Annotated in this window: 14 protein-coding genes and 2 tRNA genes; 5 read left to right on the forward strand and 11 right to left on the reverse strand. The window is 34.7% G+C overall.

Features of this window, described 5'->3' with window-relative positions; genetic code table 11:
- Positions 1-19: 19 nt before the first annotated feature.
- The 4 genes from FLACHUCJ7_RS03490 to FLACHUCJ7_RS03505 form a co-directional block, all read right to left on the reverse strand.
- Entirely contained in the window at positions 20-589 is a 570-nt protein-coding gene (locus FLACHUCJ7_RS03490) for a hypothetical protein (protein WP_078227024.1), read from the reverse strand.
- Positions 576-1,070, reverse strand: coding sequence for an RNA polymerase sigma factor (locus tag FLACHUCJ7_RS03495; protein WP_078227023.1), 495 nt, complete (start codon positions 1,068-1,070; stop codon positions 576-578). The genes FLACHUCJ7_RS03490 and FLACHUCJ7_RS03495 overlap by 14 nt, the downstream gene beginning before the upstream one ends.
- A 1-nt stretch (position 1,071) precedes the next feature.
- On the reverse strand, positions 1,072-1,908 hold the full coding sequence (locus FLACHUCJ7_RS03500) for an alpha/beta fold hydrolase (RefSeq protein WP_180907926.1): 837 nt from the start codon (positions 1,906-1,908) through the stop codon (positions 1,072-1,074).
- Between the two features lie 156 nt (positions 1,909-2,064).
- A complete protein-coding gene (locus tag FLACHUCJ7_RS03505) occupies positions 2,065-2,331 on the reverse strand; it encodes a hypothetical protein (RefSeq protein WP_180907927.1) in 267 nt (88 codons plus the stop codon).
- A gap of 223 nt (positions 2,332-2,554) precedes the next feature.
- Here FLACHUCJ7_RS03505 and FLACHUCJ7_RS03510 point away from each other — a divergent pair, with 223 nt between their 5' ends.
- Positions 2,555-2,917: a YcxB family protein gene (locus tag FLACHUCJ7_RS03510; protein WP_180907928.1), complete on the forward strand. Its 363-nt coding sequence runs from the start codon at positions 2,555-2,557 to the stop codon at positions 2,915-2,917.
- A 227-nt stretch (positions 2,918-3,144) separates the two neighbouring features.
- On the opposite strand, the gene FLACHUCJ7_RS03515 is transcribed toward FLACHUCJ7_RS03510, so the two are convergent.
- The 6 genes from FLACHUCJ7_RS03515 to FLACHUCJ7_RS03540 form a co-directional block, all read right to left on the reverse strand.
- Positions 3,145-3,804: an HAD family hydrolase gene (locus FLACHUCJ7_RS03515; protein ID WP_180907929.1), complete on the reverse strand. Its 660-nt coding sequence runs from the start codon at positions 3,802-3,804 to the stop codon at positions 3,145-3,147.
- Positions 3,805-4,121: 317 nt separating this feature from the next.
- Positions 4,122-4,195, reverse strand: a tRNA-Asp gene (locus FLACHUCJ7_RS03520).
- 292 nt (positions 4,196-4,487) lie between these two features.
- A tRNA-Asp gene (locus tag FLACHUCJ7_RS03525) sits at positions 4,488-4,561 on the reverse strand.
- 86 nt (positions 4,562-4,647) lie between these two features.
- On the reverse strand, positions 4,648-5,574 hold the full coding sequence (locus FLACHUCJ7_RS03530) for a DUF58 domain-containing protein (protein ID WP_180907930.1): 927 nt from the start codon (positions 5,572-5,574) through the stop codon (positions 4,648-4,650).
- Positions 5,571-8,144 carry a M1 family aminopeptidase gene (locus tag FLACHUCJ7_RS03535; protein WP_180907931.1) on the reverse strand — a complete coding sequence of 858 codons (2,574 nt, stop codon included), beginning with the start codon at positions 8,142-8,144 and terminating at the stop codon, positions 5,571-5,573. Before FLACHUCJ7_RS03535 ends, FLACHUCJ7_RS03530 begins: the two co-directional genes overlap by 4 nt.
- A gap of 169 nt (positions 8,145-8,313) precedes the next feature.
- Positions 8,314-8,892, reverse strand: a complete 579-nt coding sequence (locus FLACHUCJ7_RS03540) for a DUF4082 domain-containing protein (RefSeq protein WP_180907932.1) — start codon at positions 8,890-8,892, stop codon at positions 8,314-8,316.
- A gap of 202 nt (positions 8,893-9,094) precedes the next feature.
- Between FLACHUCJ7_RS03540 and FLACHUCJ7_RS03545 the strand changes: the two genes are divergently transcribed.
- Entirely contained in the window at positions 9,095-9,799 is a 705-nt protein-coding gene (locus FLACHUCJ7_RS03545) for a LytR/AlgR family response regulator transcription factor (protein WP_180907933.1), read from the forward strand.
- Complete coding sequence (locus FLACHUCJ7_RS03550) at positions 9,800-11,881, forward strand: tetratricopeptide repeat-containing sensor histidine kinase (RefSeq protein WP_180907934.1); 2,082 nt, start codon at positions 9,800-9,802, stop codon at positions 11,879-11,881.
- A 51-nt stretch (positions 11,882-11,932) separates the two neighbouring features.
- On the opposite strand, the gene trxA is transcribed toward FLACHUCJ7_RS03550, so the two are convergent.
- Positions 11,933-12,256, reverse strand: coding sequence for a thioredoxin (gene trxA, locus FLACHUCJ7_RS03555; protein ID WP_379780299.1), 324 nt, complete (start codon positions 12,254-12,256; stop codon positions 11,933-11,935).
- A gap of 252 nt (positions 12,257-12,508) precedes the next feature.
- Between trxA and FLACHUCJ7_RS03560 the strand changes: the two genes are divergently transcribed.
- On the forward strand, positions 12,509-14,962 hold the full coding sequence (locus FLACHUCJ7_RS03560) for an AsmA family protein (protein ID WP_180907935.1): 2,454 nt from the start codon (positions 12,509-12,511) through the stop codon (positions 14,960-14,962).
- A gap of 795 nt (positions 14,963-15,757) precedes the next feature.
- Positions 15,758-16,156 carry a helix-turn-helix domain-containing protein gene (locus FLACHUCJ7_RS03565; protein ID WP_180907936.1) on the forward strand — a complete coding sequence of 133 codons (399 nt, stop codon included), beginning with the start codon at positions 15,758-15,760 and terminating at the stop codon, positions 16,154-16,156.
- Positions 16,157-16,316 lie beyond the last annotated feature (160 nt).

The following is a 16,316-nucleotide window of genomic DNA, read 5'->3' on the forward strand; positions in this document are numbered from 1 at the left end:
TATGTTTAATTACCTTATTTTAGGAGATATTTTTTAAAAAACTTAAAAGCCCTATCTCTTTTTTAATCATTTTAATCAAAAGCAATCCGAAAAGCAGCAAAAAACCAAACCCACTCACTAGTATGTAAAGATAAAACCCATTTGAAAAACTTTCTTTAAAAACAGGTAAGAGGAGCGTAAAACCTGCAATATATATCAGATAAACTACCGGTGTAAAAACGTAATGAATTTTTTTTCTCCATTGATAAAAATGTTGTGCCAGCTTACTGTATTCAATCAAAGAAACATCTGATTTCAGGTTCTTTAATTTTTCCATACTAACCCACTCTAAAACAATACGAAATATAAGCATCGTAATCATAATGCTTAATCCTAAACTAAATAACGTTTGTTTATAAGCACCTGCCCAAACATAATAAAAGATTAATATCACAGCGGTTACGCTTAAAATTACTCTGGTCCAAAAATGATTGCGTTTAATTTTTTTGGTATATTCCTCTGCTTTTTTAACAATATCAGCGACCACTGGTTTTGAATCTGGATCGATTTGCTGGTTCCAAATAGTTTGTAAGTCTTCAAATGTTTTCATTTTGTACGCATTGAGTTAAACTTTTTTTAATTCGATGAATTCTAACGCGAAGAGCTTCCTCGGTTATACCAATTACTTCTGCTATTTCAGAATATTCTACGCTATCTAAAGTCATTAGAATTATCATTTTATTTATTTCTTCAAGTTTTTGTATGCACTGATACATTTGTTGAAGTTGTTCTTCTTTTTCATCCGAATACGATTCTGAAACAACCTGAGGCTGAATGTGAGTCCTTATTTCTTTTTTAGAAGATGATTTTCGCAAGTAAAGGAGACAGGTATTTACAGTGATTCTGTAAATCCATGTACTAACACTTGATTCATTACGGAAAGTGTCTAATTTCTCCCATATCTTAATGAAGATTTCCTGAGTCGCATCCGAAGCCAATGCTACATCTCCACAAAAATAACCTTTACATAAACGAAACACCTTAGGATAATGGCTGTTGTATATGTTGTTAAATTGTTCTTTGATACTCACCTTATTTTATTTCTGATTTTACTTTTTCCATAAACCACTCCGGCTGATCATACATTACAAAATGAGCCGCTTTTTCTGCGTAATAAATTTTAGCAGACGGTAAATTTTCGTATTGACTGTTATATGTATTTTGTACGGTATTAATATCTGGATTTGTCGCTGCGAGAATCACTACCGGAATTTTAATTTTAGCAATTTCTTTTCGTAAATCTAAATTAAGCATGTCAATATAACCATAAACATAGGTTTTTCTATCCGCAGTTTTCATCCATTCTGCAATTGTTTTTTGCTTTTCTTTATTAAAGCACATGTAAGAAACCGACTGGGTATTCATAGCATTGAACGCATTTGTATCCATAGCAAGCATCATCTTGCTCTGCGGATTGTCATAAGGAATAATATCTCCTTTGTAATTAGGAATCATTAAAGCTGCATTTGCAGGTAATGCATCAACAATAATTGCTTTTTTGAACAGATTTGTTTCCTGAGACGCTAACCACAAACTCAAAGTTCCTCCCAAACTATGACCAATTAATATGGCTTTCTTTAATTTTTTAGTTTTTACATAAGCAATAACCTGATCCTTTATAGTAGACAACCAAGGGCCTTCAATCGGAGGAACATTCCCAAATCCTGCAAAAGTAAAAACGTGGCATTCGTAGTTTTTAGACAATTCGGCTACCGCTTCATTCCATACTTCTCCTGTACAGCCAAAGCCAGGGAATAATAAAACAGGATTACCTTTTCCTTTCACCTCTAACTTAAAGGCAGTTTGAGAAAAAACAGGTCTTGAAACGATAAGCATAAATACGATAATTAAGATTGATTTTGTTTTCATGATGTTTGTTTTTAAAAAAATTTACCTTTTGATGCAGCACTATATTATTTGTTACATCAAAAAATCTACTTTTTTTAAAAAAAACTTTCAATACCTGATTTTAGTGGCTATACGAATAATAAAAATTTATTCAGATTATAATTTTTGCCTCATTTCTTAACAAATTTTACGACTTATAATTGGCTTCTCTAATTTTAAATCCAAATAGGGATCTAAAGCTTCGGCTAATTTATTCATGCAATAAAAACTGTTTTGAAGATTGTTAATTTCAGCTTGCAAGGTTTCGAATTCTCTCAATACACTTAAAGCCAATATATAATTTACTTGCCGTATTACCTTAGCCATGTCTCCGGGATTAATGTTATTTTTGAAAAAATCGATTAGTCTGATTTCTGTTTCTTCTGAAAGATTATTTATACTCATAATTTTAGAATTTAAATATTGTAAAAATCATCAGAACTTTATTTAATTTGAACTCATTTTGTGGTCAAGCCTTATTATTTTTTTAATTTTATAGCAAATCCAAAAGCTACAAATGATTAAAACCAAAAAATAGCAACTCACAAAAAACGAATACTTTTTATTTCTTATCAAACTTGTATTAAAAAGACGATGGTGGCTATATGCTTTTATATTATTTCTTGCTGTGGCACTTCTTTTTAGGGATAATAAAGACACATCAGATAATTTCATAATCGTATTTGGTTTTGCCTATCCGCTAATTACATTATTTCAATTTTGGAGATTTGCAAATTCAAAGGAAAACAAGATTATTTTTAACGAAAGACAACATGAAATCTTTCCTGATAAAATTGTTTCTCATATGGGAGAAATATCTGAGAGTACAATTGATATAAACAACTTTATAAAAGTTTTTGAATTAAAAGATCTTTATCTTTTATATCTATCAAAAGGTCAGACATTATTTTTTCCAAAACGAATTTTTGAAACTCCAGAAGATGAAAATTGGTTTAGAAATGAAGTGTTTTTGAAGATCAAAAACAGATGAAATTTTGGCAGAAGTTTTTTTCTTTCAAATATAAAAAATTCTCCAGCTATTGATGGAGTTATATTATTCTTTAAAATGAAGAAATTCATCTAGTTTGTTCATTTCGAAGAACGAGAAATGACAAGTTTGTGGTTAAAGAATTGCGAAAAAAAACCTTTGGCAAAGTTTTAAACTTTGATAAAGGTCTCTCATATCGTTTGGAATTTGGTACTTTAAAAAATTGGAATTTATTTCTCCAACAATTCTAAAATCTTATCCACATTCACTTCACTATAATCATTAATATAAAAATCACATACTGGAAGCTGTTCTTTTGTATGCGTACTCAAAACGCCCACAACTTTCATTCCGGCATTTAATCCTGCTGTAACACCCGAAAACGAATCTTCGAAAACCACACAATCAGACGGAGAAACGCCTACACGCTCTGCCGATTTCAGATAAACCTCAGGATTTGGTTTATGAAACGTAACATCTTCGCTTGACATCATCGAATCCATTTTTTTATCAAGTTCCAGGAAATTGGCAATCAAATCTAAATTGGCCCGAGGTGCAGAGGTTGCAACTGCTGTTTTAAATCCGCGGGATTTTAGTTCGCTTAAAAATTCAAAATAATGCGGAATCGTTTCTACTTTATCTTTATAAATCTCACGAAACATCGCTTCTTTTTCATATTCCAGTTTAGCCAATTCTTCTCCCGTAATTGGACGTTTGAAGAAATGTGTCATGATATATCCGTTATGTTTCCCGTACATATGTTCTTCAAATTCTTCATTGGTATACGGAATTTTATATTTATCAAAAAAGGTTTCAAAAGCGACGACATGATGTGGATTGGTGTGACAAATTACCCCGTCCATATCAAAAATTACACATTGCTGGCTCATATATTTATTATGTTTTTTTTTAACGATTGCAAGATAGCGGTTTTTCCCCGGAGATTCACAGAGGTTTTTCGCAGAGATTCGCTAAGTTTTTTTGAATCATGCAAAGTTGCACAGTTTTTTCACGCAGATTTAAAAAAGATTTAAATAGATCAAAACAGATTATTTATTTCTAAAATTTTAAAAAGCAAATCTGCTAAAATCCGCAGAATCTGCGTGAAAATATTTTTATCTACTTACAGGATTTAGAAAAAACGACATCCCGGAATCAAACTAAAAACAAAAAAGCCTTTCAGTTAAGAAAGGCTTCTTTTTAAAAGCGGTCTGGACGGGACTCGAACCCGCGACCCCATGCGTGACAGGCATGTATTCTAACCAACTGAACTACCAAACCCACTGCTTTATTGTGACTGCAAAAATACAATAGAACTTTGATTCTGCAAGGTTTTTTGCGTTTTTTAAACAAATAAAAACGTTAATTTTTTAATGCACTGATTTCTATTAAAATAGAAACTTCAAAATGCCCTAAATCAAAAAAGCCATCCACAAAGTGGAAAGCTTTTCATTGGTCTAACTACTAAACCGAGCTGAGAGTTACAAATTCTCAGCAAAACAACACAACTAATCTTAGATACCGTATTTGGGCAAAAAAGCCTTTCCGTTAAGAAAGGCTTCTCCCAATATTGCGGTCTGGACGGGACTCGAACCCGCGACCCCATGCGTGACAGGCATGTATTCTAACCAACTGAACTACCAAACCTCTGCGTTATTGCGGTTGCAAAGATAGTACAGAATTTCGTTTCTGCAAGCGTTTTGATAAAAAAATTTGAATTTAATTTAAAAATATCATCCAAAGTTTTGTTTTTCAACCAAATATGTCGTCAGAATTTTTTCGAAATTATCGCCTACATTGACCGGAACATACTTAATTTGGTTCTTGGCACAGGTTAACGCCAGTTTTTTAAAGTAAGCTGCTGCCCTGTTTTCATATTCCAGCTTTACATTATCGGCAAAAATCGAAACTTCTTCGCCTGATTCTAAGTCGATAAACTTTCTTGGCGTGTTATCGAAGTCAAATTTCAGCTCGGTTTCGTGATCGACAACGTGAAACAAAACGACTTTATGTTTGTTGTGTTTTAAGTGCTGTAAGGCATTAAAGAGTTTTTCATCATCTTCAGACTGAAACATATCCGTAAAAAGAATAATCATCGAACGACGATGCATTTTCTCTGCGATTTGATGCAGATACGTAATAGTATCTGTGCTTTTTTTTACTTTTGGATGTTCTAATAATTGTTCCAGTTTGTTTAATAACATTCTGTGGTGACGATCGCTTCCTTTTTCAGGGGCGTAATATTCGTAACTATTGGAGAAAACGCTTAAACCAACGGCATCACGCTGTTTCTTTAAAATATTCATCAAAACTGCTGAAGCCAAAACCGCAAAACCAATCTTTTTTTCGTAAAAAGACTGATTCGATTTCAGTTCAGGATAATGCATCGAAGACGAATTATCGACAATAATATGACAGCGCAAATTGGTTTCTTCTTCAAAACGCTTCGTATATAAACGATCTGTTTTGGCAAATAATTTCCAGTCGATGTGCTTGGTGCTTTCGCCTGCATTATACACTTTATGCTCGGCGAATTCAGCCGAAAATCCATGAAACGGACTCTTGTGCATTCCGGATATAAAACCTTCCACAACCTGATTTGCCAGCATTTCAAGGTGCTGAAAACTGGAGACTTTCTCTATTTCCGATTCAATTTTCATTCGGTTTCTTTTTTAATATTTTGTGCTTTATAAAGCAAATCTGTCGCCATAAACAATTTACGTTTCAGAATCGGACTAAAATTAGGGTTTTCTTTTAAGAATCGCTGTATTTCATCAAAAGCATATTTCGATGAATATCTTCCAACGGTATTGTCCAGCCAGTCTTTCGGAAAGAAAATATCTCCCGTGCGCTGGATTTCTTCTGTCAAATCTAATGAAAATCTGATGTATTTTCGAGCACTTTCCTGACGAAGTGGATGATTTATGTTTGCCAAACCAACAGAAACCCAGGATTCTTTCTCGCGATTTGCATCGTCTTTTAACGATTCCATAAAAGCATTTCGAACCGATTCGTCTTTTGACAAGGACGGAAGCAGAAATTCAAAGCGTTTCTTTTTATCCGGATTTGTGATTGAAGTTCTCGTTTTCTCCAAAATTTCATCCGCTTTTTTATGCTTAAAAATTGCCAGATTCATTGCCATATTGCTATAATCATCTTCGTTTAATTTCAATCCCGAAATTACAACTTCTTTATTCCAAATCTTATATAATCTGGCTTTCGCCGAATCTGAATAAGCAATCGAACTAAACAATCCGAACAGCGTTTTTTTAATGTTCGAAGATAAATTAGCCTGTAAACGTTCATCTAAAATACCCACTAGCTGATTCTGAACTTTCTTTTGCTGTTTTCCGGTAAAAAACCTCCAGTAAATCGTATTTAAATTCCCTGATGCAATTCGCAACACCAATTCATTTTCTTCGGACTGAATTCCTTTTACAAAACAATCAAAAGCTCTGTCTGGAGAAATGTTCCCCACCAAAGTATTTTCATAAAGATTGCTGTACGCTGAAGCTCTTGCAACCTCATCTTTCAATGTCGAAATATAATTTAAATGAGTCCCGTCAAGCGGAAAAACGCCGTATCCAAAACCATTATAATTGTAAATAATGGCAAACGGTTTTTCAAGTCCGGCAGCTTCTTTTACGATCAGACTTTTAGCTGTAATATTTGCGGTTACCACTTTTACATCATTCGAATAAACGAAACCAATCTGAAAAACCTGTGGCCAGATATTGCTGGATTTATCTTCTGCTTGCTGTATAATTTCAAACTTCCTGATTCGGTTTTGATCGTCGTATTCTATTTTATCTGTAAAAATGGCTCTTCCGGATTTGTTAACCCAGACTTCGCTCCATTTCTTCATATCCAGTGGTGATTCGTCATCAAGGATTGCTACGAGATTATTCCAGTCGGCATTGTCGTTGGCGTATTTCTGAATGTATTTTTGGATTCCTTTCTGAAAAGCGGCTGCCCCCATTGAGGCCTCTAACTGACGCATCATAATTGGCGCTTTGTTGTAAATTATGGCACCATAAAGAGATCCTGCATTTTTTAAATTCTCCAGATGCTGCTTTATCGGATGCGTTCCCAACGATCGGTCTTCTGCGTAAGCGCTTCCATAATGCGCCGTCAAAAACTGCAGATTATGATTGACTTTCGGAAAAATCGGATTCATAATTTTGTCTGCCATAAAGTTGGCAAAAACTTCTTTCATCCAGACATCATCAAACCATTTCATTGTTACCAAATCGCCAAACCACATGTGCGAGGTTTCGTGTGCGATCAATTTTGCACGGTTTAATTTTTCGCTGTCAGTTGCGCTGTTATCCAGAAACAAAGTCGATTCTCTGTATTGAATTGCACCAACGTGTTCCATTCCGCCATATTGAAAAACCGGAATAGCAGCAAAATCCAGTTTCTGAAACGGAAATTTATAATTAGTATACTTTTCTAAAAAATCCAAAGACTGCTGATGCAGATTAAAAATCGTATCGGTACTGCTTTCCAGTTTACCTCGGTCATTTTCGCGGTATAAAAAAGTCATTTCCAGACCAGGTTTCTGCGTCACGGTATTGAATTTTCCGGCTACAAACGAAAACAAATACGTACTCATTTTGTCTGATTCACCAAAAGTGTACAAAGTAAAATCGCCTTTTTCAACAGTCTCTTTTACATCGGCTCCAGCCAAAACCTTCCAGTCTTTTGGAACCGAAAGACTCAATTTATAAGTTGCTTTGATGTCCGGCTGATCAAAACACGGAAACAATGTACTCGCCCGATCCGGAACTAACAAAGTGTACAGAAAATCATCGTTTCGGTTTAAAGATAGATTTCCGGCGGTGAATGAAACATTAATTGTATTTTTTCCTAAAGTCAAACTTTCAACCGGAATTACAATATGCCCTTTTTCATGAACAATCGCTATATTTTTTCCGTTTGCAGCAACTGATTTTATGTTTTGGGTTTTCTCCTTAAAATCTAAATATAAAGGCTGACTTAAATCTGCCAAATTCAAATTTAAACTCAATTCAGAATTGATATTTTCACTTTTCTGATGCGGAATTTCAAAAGACAAACCGTAAGAAACATTTGAAATCTTCTGTTTTCGAAAAATAGCCATCTGCTCAGAAACGCCATTTTCTAAAAAAACACTTTCTTTTTGTTTTGATTGGCAAAAACCGGATGTAAGAATTGTAAAAAGGCAGAGAAAGCTGTAGAAAATTTTCATTTTTGGAGGAATATAAGATTAGTAAAAATAAAAAATCCTCGACAAATTCACGAATTTTTGCTTTGCTATTTTTACTTATTAAACAATGCGTGAATTCGTGGCAAAAAAACATAAAAAGGGCCCAACTTTCGCCAGGCCTTTTAAACATACTAATTCAAACTATCCAAAATTATTCTGTCTGCTGAAAATCAAAACTTAAATCTCCGGCATTATACGTAGTGGCAATGGTCGTTGGAAAAGTCTGCGCTGTGCCCGAAAGCCATCTGTACTCATTAAAAGTGATATTTCCGGCGACAATAGGATATGTAGCAGCAGAATTATCGGCTTTATTCTTTTTATACCAGTCATTAGAATTCATAGAGATCAGGTATTTTTTGTCTTTCTCCAAGTCAAGTTCACTGATTACTTTTTTAACCTCAACATCCGCAGTCGCAACATTTAAAGTTTCGGAACGCAATACTGTTTTTGTTGTATAATCCCAAATGGTAACACGCAAAGAAGGATTTGTAGCCGGAAGTTTTAACGTAATCGCTTTTATTTTTCCTTTAACTGTTGGTGTAAATACCAATCCGAATTCGTAATCCCCCGAATTGATAAAATTGGTTGAAGTTGTAAAACCGGTTTGCGTATAATAAGCGGCTAACGGATTTTCTGTCTGAAATTTTGGTGAATTATCATCATCACTACTGCATGAAACAGTAAATACTGCAATTGATAAAATGGCAAAAATAGTTTTAAGCGTTTTCATAATAATTTTAATTTTAAAATGGTTCAAATGGTTCTTTTTTAATTCAATAACATTTATTTTTGTAAAGTTCAAAGTCGGAAAAAATGATTTATTTTTGCTTTCAACTGAATTACGGGACAAATTTGAATCAATAAAATCTCGTTAAAAACACCCAATAGACAAACAACGTTTTAAATAGACAGACAACACCAAACAGGCTGTAATGATGAAGAAATACTCTTGTATTATCGTTGATGATGATGAAATTGACAGACTTACGGTACTATCTTTTGCCAAAAAATTTCCGGTTTTGGATATTCTAGGTGTTTTCGAATCTGCTGAAGAAGCACTTCCGTTTATACAAAAACAAAAAGTAGATATCTTATTTCTGGACATTGATATGCCGGGTTTAAACGGAATCGAATTCAGAAAAGATGCCCTCGAAATTCCCGTTTGCATTTTTATAACCGCACATCCGGAACATGCTGTAGAAAGTTTTCAGATCGAAACCTTAGATTTTATAGTAAAGCCATTAAAACTCGATCGTTTTACGCAAACGATGAAGCGCATTGAGGAATTTATGGAAATCAAACTCAAAGCTTCTCTTTTTGAGGCCAGCATCGGCGGAGATACCATTTATATCAAAGAAGGTCACGAGCAGACCAAAGTAAAACTGCATGAAATTCTCTATCTCGAAGCTTTAAAAGATTATACCTTAGTTGTTACAGAAAGAAAAAGGCATTGTGTTTTATCTAGTATAGGAAACCTGCTGAAAGAACCTCATTTTCAGTCCTTTATTCGTATTCACAGAAGTTTTGCTGTGCAAAAACAATTTATTCAGAAAATGAATTCGACCGAAATTATTTTAAACAATAACATCTCCATTCCGGTTGGCAGAAGCTACAAAGACAACTTAAACCTGATTTAGATGAAGAAAGCCGGTTTTTTGATTTTGTCTTTTTTTATAATTGTTTCTGTTTTTGCACAGCAGGAACCAAATTTAGCAAAATATAAAACTACGGAACAGAAACTAAAAGCCTGGCTTAAATATTCTCAGGCTCTTTTAGACAAAGAAGAATATTCCAAACTTATCATCGCTTCACAAAAAGGTATTGCACTTTCAAAAAATTATCACAAGTATTTAAGCACATTTTATCTGCATCAGGGAATTGCTTATGAATTCAGTAACAACCAATATAAAAAAGCGTTGGTCAATTATGAAAATGCTCTGAAATATGCCCAAAAAGTCCGTCATATCGAAAATCAGACTTCTTCTTTAATGCGGCTTAATTATATCTATTACTCTTTAAACGAAAACAGAAAAGGCAAAGCATTAATTGAAACCATTAAAAAAGTACTTGACACCACGAAAAGTAATTATGTACGCGCGGTTCTTTACGGAAGTCTGGGCGAATACTATTTGAATACTTCTGAATATGAAAATTTCATAGGCTATCAACTAAAAGCCATAAACTATAAAAAACGGCTGGATAAAAACATCCCAAATACAGAAAACATAGGTGTCTCCTATTGCCAAATAGCGAGTGCTTATGTTAAAATGAAACAATTTGATAAAGCCATTGAGTATTTAAACGAATCAAAACCTTACATTAAAACATCTCCCTACGTAAGTGCTTTTTCGTGCAATTATTTATTACAGTGTTACGCTGCCAAAAAACAGCCGGACAGCATTAAAAAATATTATAAATTAATTTACACCTACCCCTCAGCAAAAGATTCCCTGTTTCTTAACTTAAGTTTTGCAAACCAAAGCATGTCTAAATATTACGCAGATGAAGGACAGATTTACAAAGCTCATTATTATGCCAAAAAAGCTGTTTTATTTGGACAAAAGTCAACAGACGAAGAAATTCTTATGGAGGCAAACACCATAATGGGCAGGGTTTTATATGAAAAGGGAGATTATAAAAATGCTATTAAAACACTTAAGGAAGCATCAAAGGATGCATTAAACTACGACAAGGAATTCTTTGTTATCATCAATCAGAAACTGTCTCAAAGCTATGCAGCTCTCGGACTTTGGAAAGAGGCTTTTTATTATAAAGAAATCTACTCCAAATACAATGACGAGATGATGCGAGAGTCGGCTAAACAAAATATTGCCAATGCCGAAGCACGATATCAGAATAAAACTAAGGGGCAGGAAATAAAAAACCTTTCGGCTCAGAATACCATCAAAAACATTCAGATTAACGATGCCAGAAAACAGCGTTTCTATTTGATTTCGGGACTTGTATTGGTTTTTATAATCGGAATACTATTGTTCAGACAAAATCAAAACCGTAAAAAAACAAATCAAAAATTACAGCTCCTAAATCAGGAACTCGATGAAGCCAATAAAATCAAAGCGAGATTCTTCGGAATTCTAAACCATGATTTACGAAGCCCGATTTCAAATCTGATTCACTTTTTACATCTTCAAAAAGAAAATCCGGAACTCATTGACGAAGAAACTGCTTTACGAATGCAGGCGAAAATAATTTCCGGAGCCGAAAATTTACTATCCTCCATGGAAGATATTTTGCTTTGGAGCAAAGGCCAGATGGAAAATTTTAAACCGCATTTTAAAAATATTCCAGTCGAACTTATATTCGAAGATACAAAGAAGCATTTTTCAGCCATAGAAAATATCGAAATTTCATTTGAAAATTCCGAAAACATTATTTTAAATACCGATGAAAATTATCTGAAAGCCATTATCCGAAATCTCACCGGAAATGCTGTAAAAGCACTGGATAAAAACAAAAACGGAAAAATAATCTGGAAAGCCTGGCAGGAAAACAATCAAACGTATCTTTCGATAACAGATAACGGCCCGGGAGAAAATCTGGAAAAATTCAAAGCTCTTTATGATGATTCAGAAGTCATCGGAATCAAGTCTGGTCTGGGATTACATTTAATCAGAGATCTGGGAACAGCTATTAACTGTAAAATCGAAGTCAGCTCTAAACCGGGATTCGGAACTACTTTTACGATTTTATTCCAATAAAAAAGGCCCGACTTTCGTCAGACCTTCTTTATATAAATCATAATCTTACGATTACAACAAAGCATCTAAACTATCTGCGTAGGTTTGTTTCGGAGCAACTCCTACTTGTTTTCCTACTACTTCACCGTTGTGAAAAACCAAAACGGTTGGAATGTTACGCACCCCATATTTTGCAGCGAATTCCTGGTTTGCATCAACATCAACTTTTCCAACAACAACTTTACCTTCGTATTCGTTGCTTAATTCATCAATGATTGGACCAACCATTCTACAAGGACCACACCATGCTGCCCAAAAATCTACCATTACAGGTTTATCTGATTTCAAAACTACTTCGTCAAAAGTAGCATCTGTTATTGCTAATGCCATAATAATTTTATTTAAGTTACTTCTTCAACTATATTAAAGGTAACAATTTTTAATGGGTTTAAAACTTACTACAAATTTAGAAATTTTATATCATTCCAACGTCATTCGCAAATTAGTTTTGATTATAAATGTATTGTCAATATTTATATTAACAGTAAACCTCTTATTTAAAGCATAGTATTTTCTAGAAAACATCAAATTTAATTGTAAATAACCTCTTTTATTTAACGTATCTTTAATATTCCAAAACCGTTTCTGATGAAAAAAACGTTACATCAAATAAAAACCTTTTTGCAGTCGGTCCGTTTTAAAAAGTACGCCAAACGTTTTGGCTTCTTTATTTTAGGATGTATTGCGCTTGTTGTAATTGCATCCGGAGCATTATCCTTTTATTTCAATCGGAATAAAGCTGAAATCATAGCCAAAATCAACACTAAAATCAATGAGAACATCAACGGAAAATTTCATATTGGCGATTTTCAATATAAGTTTTTAACCGGTTTCCCGAATTTCACTCTCGCCCTAAAAGATGTCGAATTAAAAGACAATCAATGGAATACCCATAAACATACGTTACTAAAAGCCAACGAAATCGAAGTCCGTTTGAACGTTTGGAGTTTGCTTCAGAAAGAAATCAACATTCATAAAATCCTGATCAACGACGCACAGATTTATGTCTATAAAGCCGAAAACGGCTATTCGAACGCCAATATTTTTAAACCCAAAAAGAAAAAAACACCCGAAGCGACATCAGAAACCGGAACCACAATCGATCAGGTCGACCTCAACGACGTTCATTTTGTATTGGACAATCGCATCGGACATAAATTATTTGATTTCGATATCGCCAGTTTAAAATCGAAAGTAAAATACGATGACGCAGACTGGCAAACCCGTGTTTTCCTGAAAACCAATATCAAAAGTCTCGCTTTTAATACCGTTCACGGAAGTTTCGCCAAACAAAAATTGCTTCAGGGCACTTTTGCCGTTTCCTATGCTGCCGAAAAAGAAAAAATAGATGTGAAAACCGAGAATCTCAAAATCGGAAAAGATGCTTTTGACATTGTTGCTTTTTTCAATTTAGCCAAAGGCAATGCGCTTTTCGGAATCAATATCAACACTAGTATTTTATGGAAAAATGCTTCCAATGTACTTTCGGCAAACATCAGTTCCAAGCTCAACCGATTTAATTTAAAAAAGGAAATCGACGTGAATTGCGACATCAAAGGCGATTTTAATGCCGAAGGCGATCCGAAAATTGTTGTTCAGGCCGAAGTCAAAAACAACGAACTCAGCATTCCCGACGGCTTAATTACCGATTGCGGTTTTAAAGGCATTTTTACCAATAATTTTAAACCAGCAGCAGGTTTTAGCGATGCCAATTCGGCCATCATTTTAACGCGCTTTTCAGGAAAATACAAAAACGTTCCGCTCACAATTCCGCAATTATCGATTAATAATCTGGACAAACCACTGGCAACCGGAATCGTAAAATCTGATTTTGACATCGAAAACCTTAACGAAGAAAACACCGAAAAATGGATTAATTTTACCGATGGTCACGCCTCCGCCAACCTAAGATTTCAGTTTGATATTGTCGATTTGTACATCACCAAACCTCGTTTTATTGGAAACGTAAACGTCCAGAATGCCTCTTTTCATTTTATTCCGAAAAACGTTCATACCGAAAAAATCAACGTACAGCTTGAGTTTACACAAGAAGCACTGCTCATTAAAAAAATCGCCTACAAACACCAAAAAAACACGATTTTTATCGACGGAAGAATCGATAATTTCCTGAATTTATATTATGACGCACCAGAAAAAATGGTCGTAAACTGGAACATTTATTGCCCAAGTCTGGACATCAGGCAATTTCTGGGCGTTCTGGCCTCTTCCCAAAAAAAGAAAGTCACTGCCAAAAAACGTTCCATGTCAAATCAGTTGCGGACTGCGATCGAAAAATGCATTGTAGACATCAGCATCAAAGCCGATAAAATCACCTATAACAAACTGACCGCAACCAACACCAAAGCCCGAATTCAGATGATCGATTCCCGGCTTGTCATCAAAAACGGTTCACTGCAGACTTGTGGCGGAAGCATCAATTTTAGCTCCACCGTTTCTCCAAATGGCAAAAACTACAATTTCGCTTCAAACGCGCAGGTCAATCAGGTTGATATCACGAGCTTTTTAAAGTCGTTCAGCAACTTCGGAATCAAGTCTTTTACGCCAAATAACATCCGCGGAAAACTCACCAGCAACGCCAATGTAACCGGTTTAATCAACAGCAACGGCGAATTGATTCCCAATTCGGCACACGGAAATCTGGTTTTCAAGGTCAGTCAGGGCGCTTTACGAAACTTTGAGCCTATTATGAAAATCGGGAAATTTGCCTTTCCGTTTCGCGATGTCGAGAACATCACCTTCAGCGATTTGTCCGGCAATTTCAAACTTCGTGGCGAGCAGGTCGACGTCAATAAACTCACCATTAGTTCCAGCGTTCTCAACCTCGATGCCCAGGGCGTTTATTCCTTTGGCCGCGGCACCAATTTGGCCCTCACCGTCCCACTCCGAAACTCAAAAGACGATGCCAAACTCGCCACCAAAGCCGAGCGTGATGCCGTTCGCCAACGCGGAATCGTCCTGCATTTACTCGCTGTAGACGATGCCGGAAAAATGAAAATTAAATGGAGGAAGAAGGATAAATAATAATTTCACACACAATCTTGTCATTTAGAAAAAGCCCAGTTTGTCATTCCGAGGAACGAGGAATCCCCGCAAGAAACTCGACAAAGATTTGCACAATAGTTTATAGAAGAGATTGGAATTTGGAGTTTATATTTTGGAATTTCAATTTTAAGGAGCTATTTCCTGCTCTCCGATGTATCTTTTATGGCGAACACCGCCACAAAAGGATGCCGCTTCGATCAGGGCTAGGGCGCTTGTTTTTATAAGGGAATTTTAGAAATTTATTTCCTAAAGTACTCTTTTGCGGAGCCGGAATTATTAAATCGTACACAATTTTGACTAAAAAAATTGTTTGTTAGCAAACTACCTTTTACTCGCATTTTTAAGAAACCAGTTTCATGCACTATCCATGCTTTATCCATGCTTTATCTATGCTCTATCTATACATGTGTGTCGTCCTAAAATAACTATATGTGTCGTCCTAAAATAACTATGTGTCGTCCTAAAATAACTATACAGGTTATTAAATAAATCCTGTTATAGCTATACAAATATAATTTTTAATCCTAAACTTACTATACAGCTGTTTTTTTTTAAGTCTGGATATTTTTATCCTACAGAAGTTTGCCGGTTGAAGTTTTCATAATTTTACTTTTTTAGTTAGTATTTATCCTAAAAATTGTATTTTTGATTCATATACCAGCAAGTAAGCAATAGATTGTACCATCCCGAACTAACGGGAATTGTATCTCATAAAAGTAAACTTGTTCTTTACCTAAACAGAAAAAAATAAAGAATTTTAAATACCTTTGAGCTATGAGCACAGCCACAAAACCCAAACATATTGGAAGAAATATAAGCCGCATCAGAGAGCTTAGAGGAATGAAACAAGAAGCACTTGCAGCTGCTATTGGTGTTAGCCAGCAGTCTGTTTCTAATATTGAAGGAAGTGAGATTGTTGATGAAGAAAAACTGAATGCTATTGCGGAAGCTTTGGGTGTTACTTCTGAAGCTATTAAGAACTATAGTGATGAAACTGTGTTCAATATTATTGGAAACACCTATCATGACAATGCTTCTTCGTTAAATTACAACTGTTCATTTAATCCAATTGATAAAATTGTACAATTATATGATGAAAAAATTGCATTGTACGAGCGTATGTTGAAAGAGAAGGATGAGATGATGCAAAAACTTGAAAAAATTAATCAATAAATAATTCATATTTAGAAAATTTTCTAAATGCGAGATAATCATTTATAGAAAAGCCACTCATGAAGTGGCTTTTCTTTTTTAAAAGTGTTGCCTTTAGATTTGAATTCTAATTTAAGTAGGTGCTCCTTTGTGAAGGGTACCAAAGGGCTAGGGATTTTGT

It is taken from the genome of Flavobacterium salmonis, assembly GCF_903819435.1.
Taxonomy (GTDB): domain Bacteria; phylum Bacteroidota; class Bacteroidia; order Flavobacteriales; family Flavobacteriaceae; genus Flavobacterium; species Flavobacterium chungangense.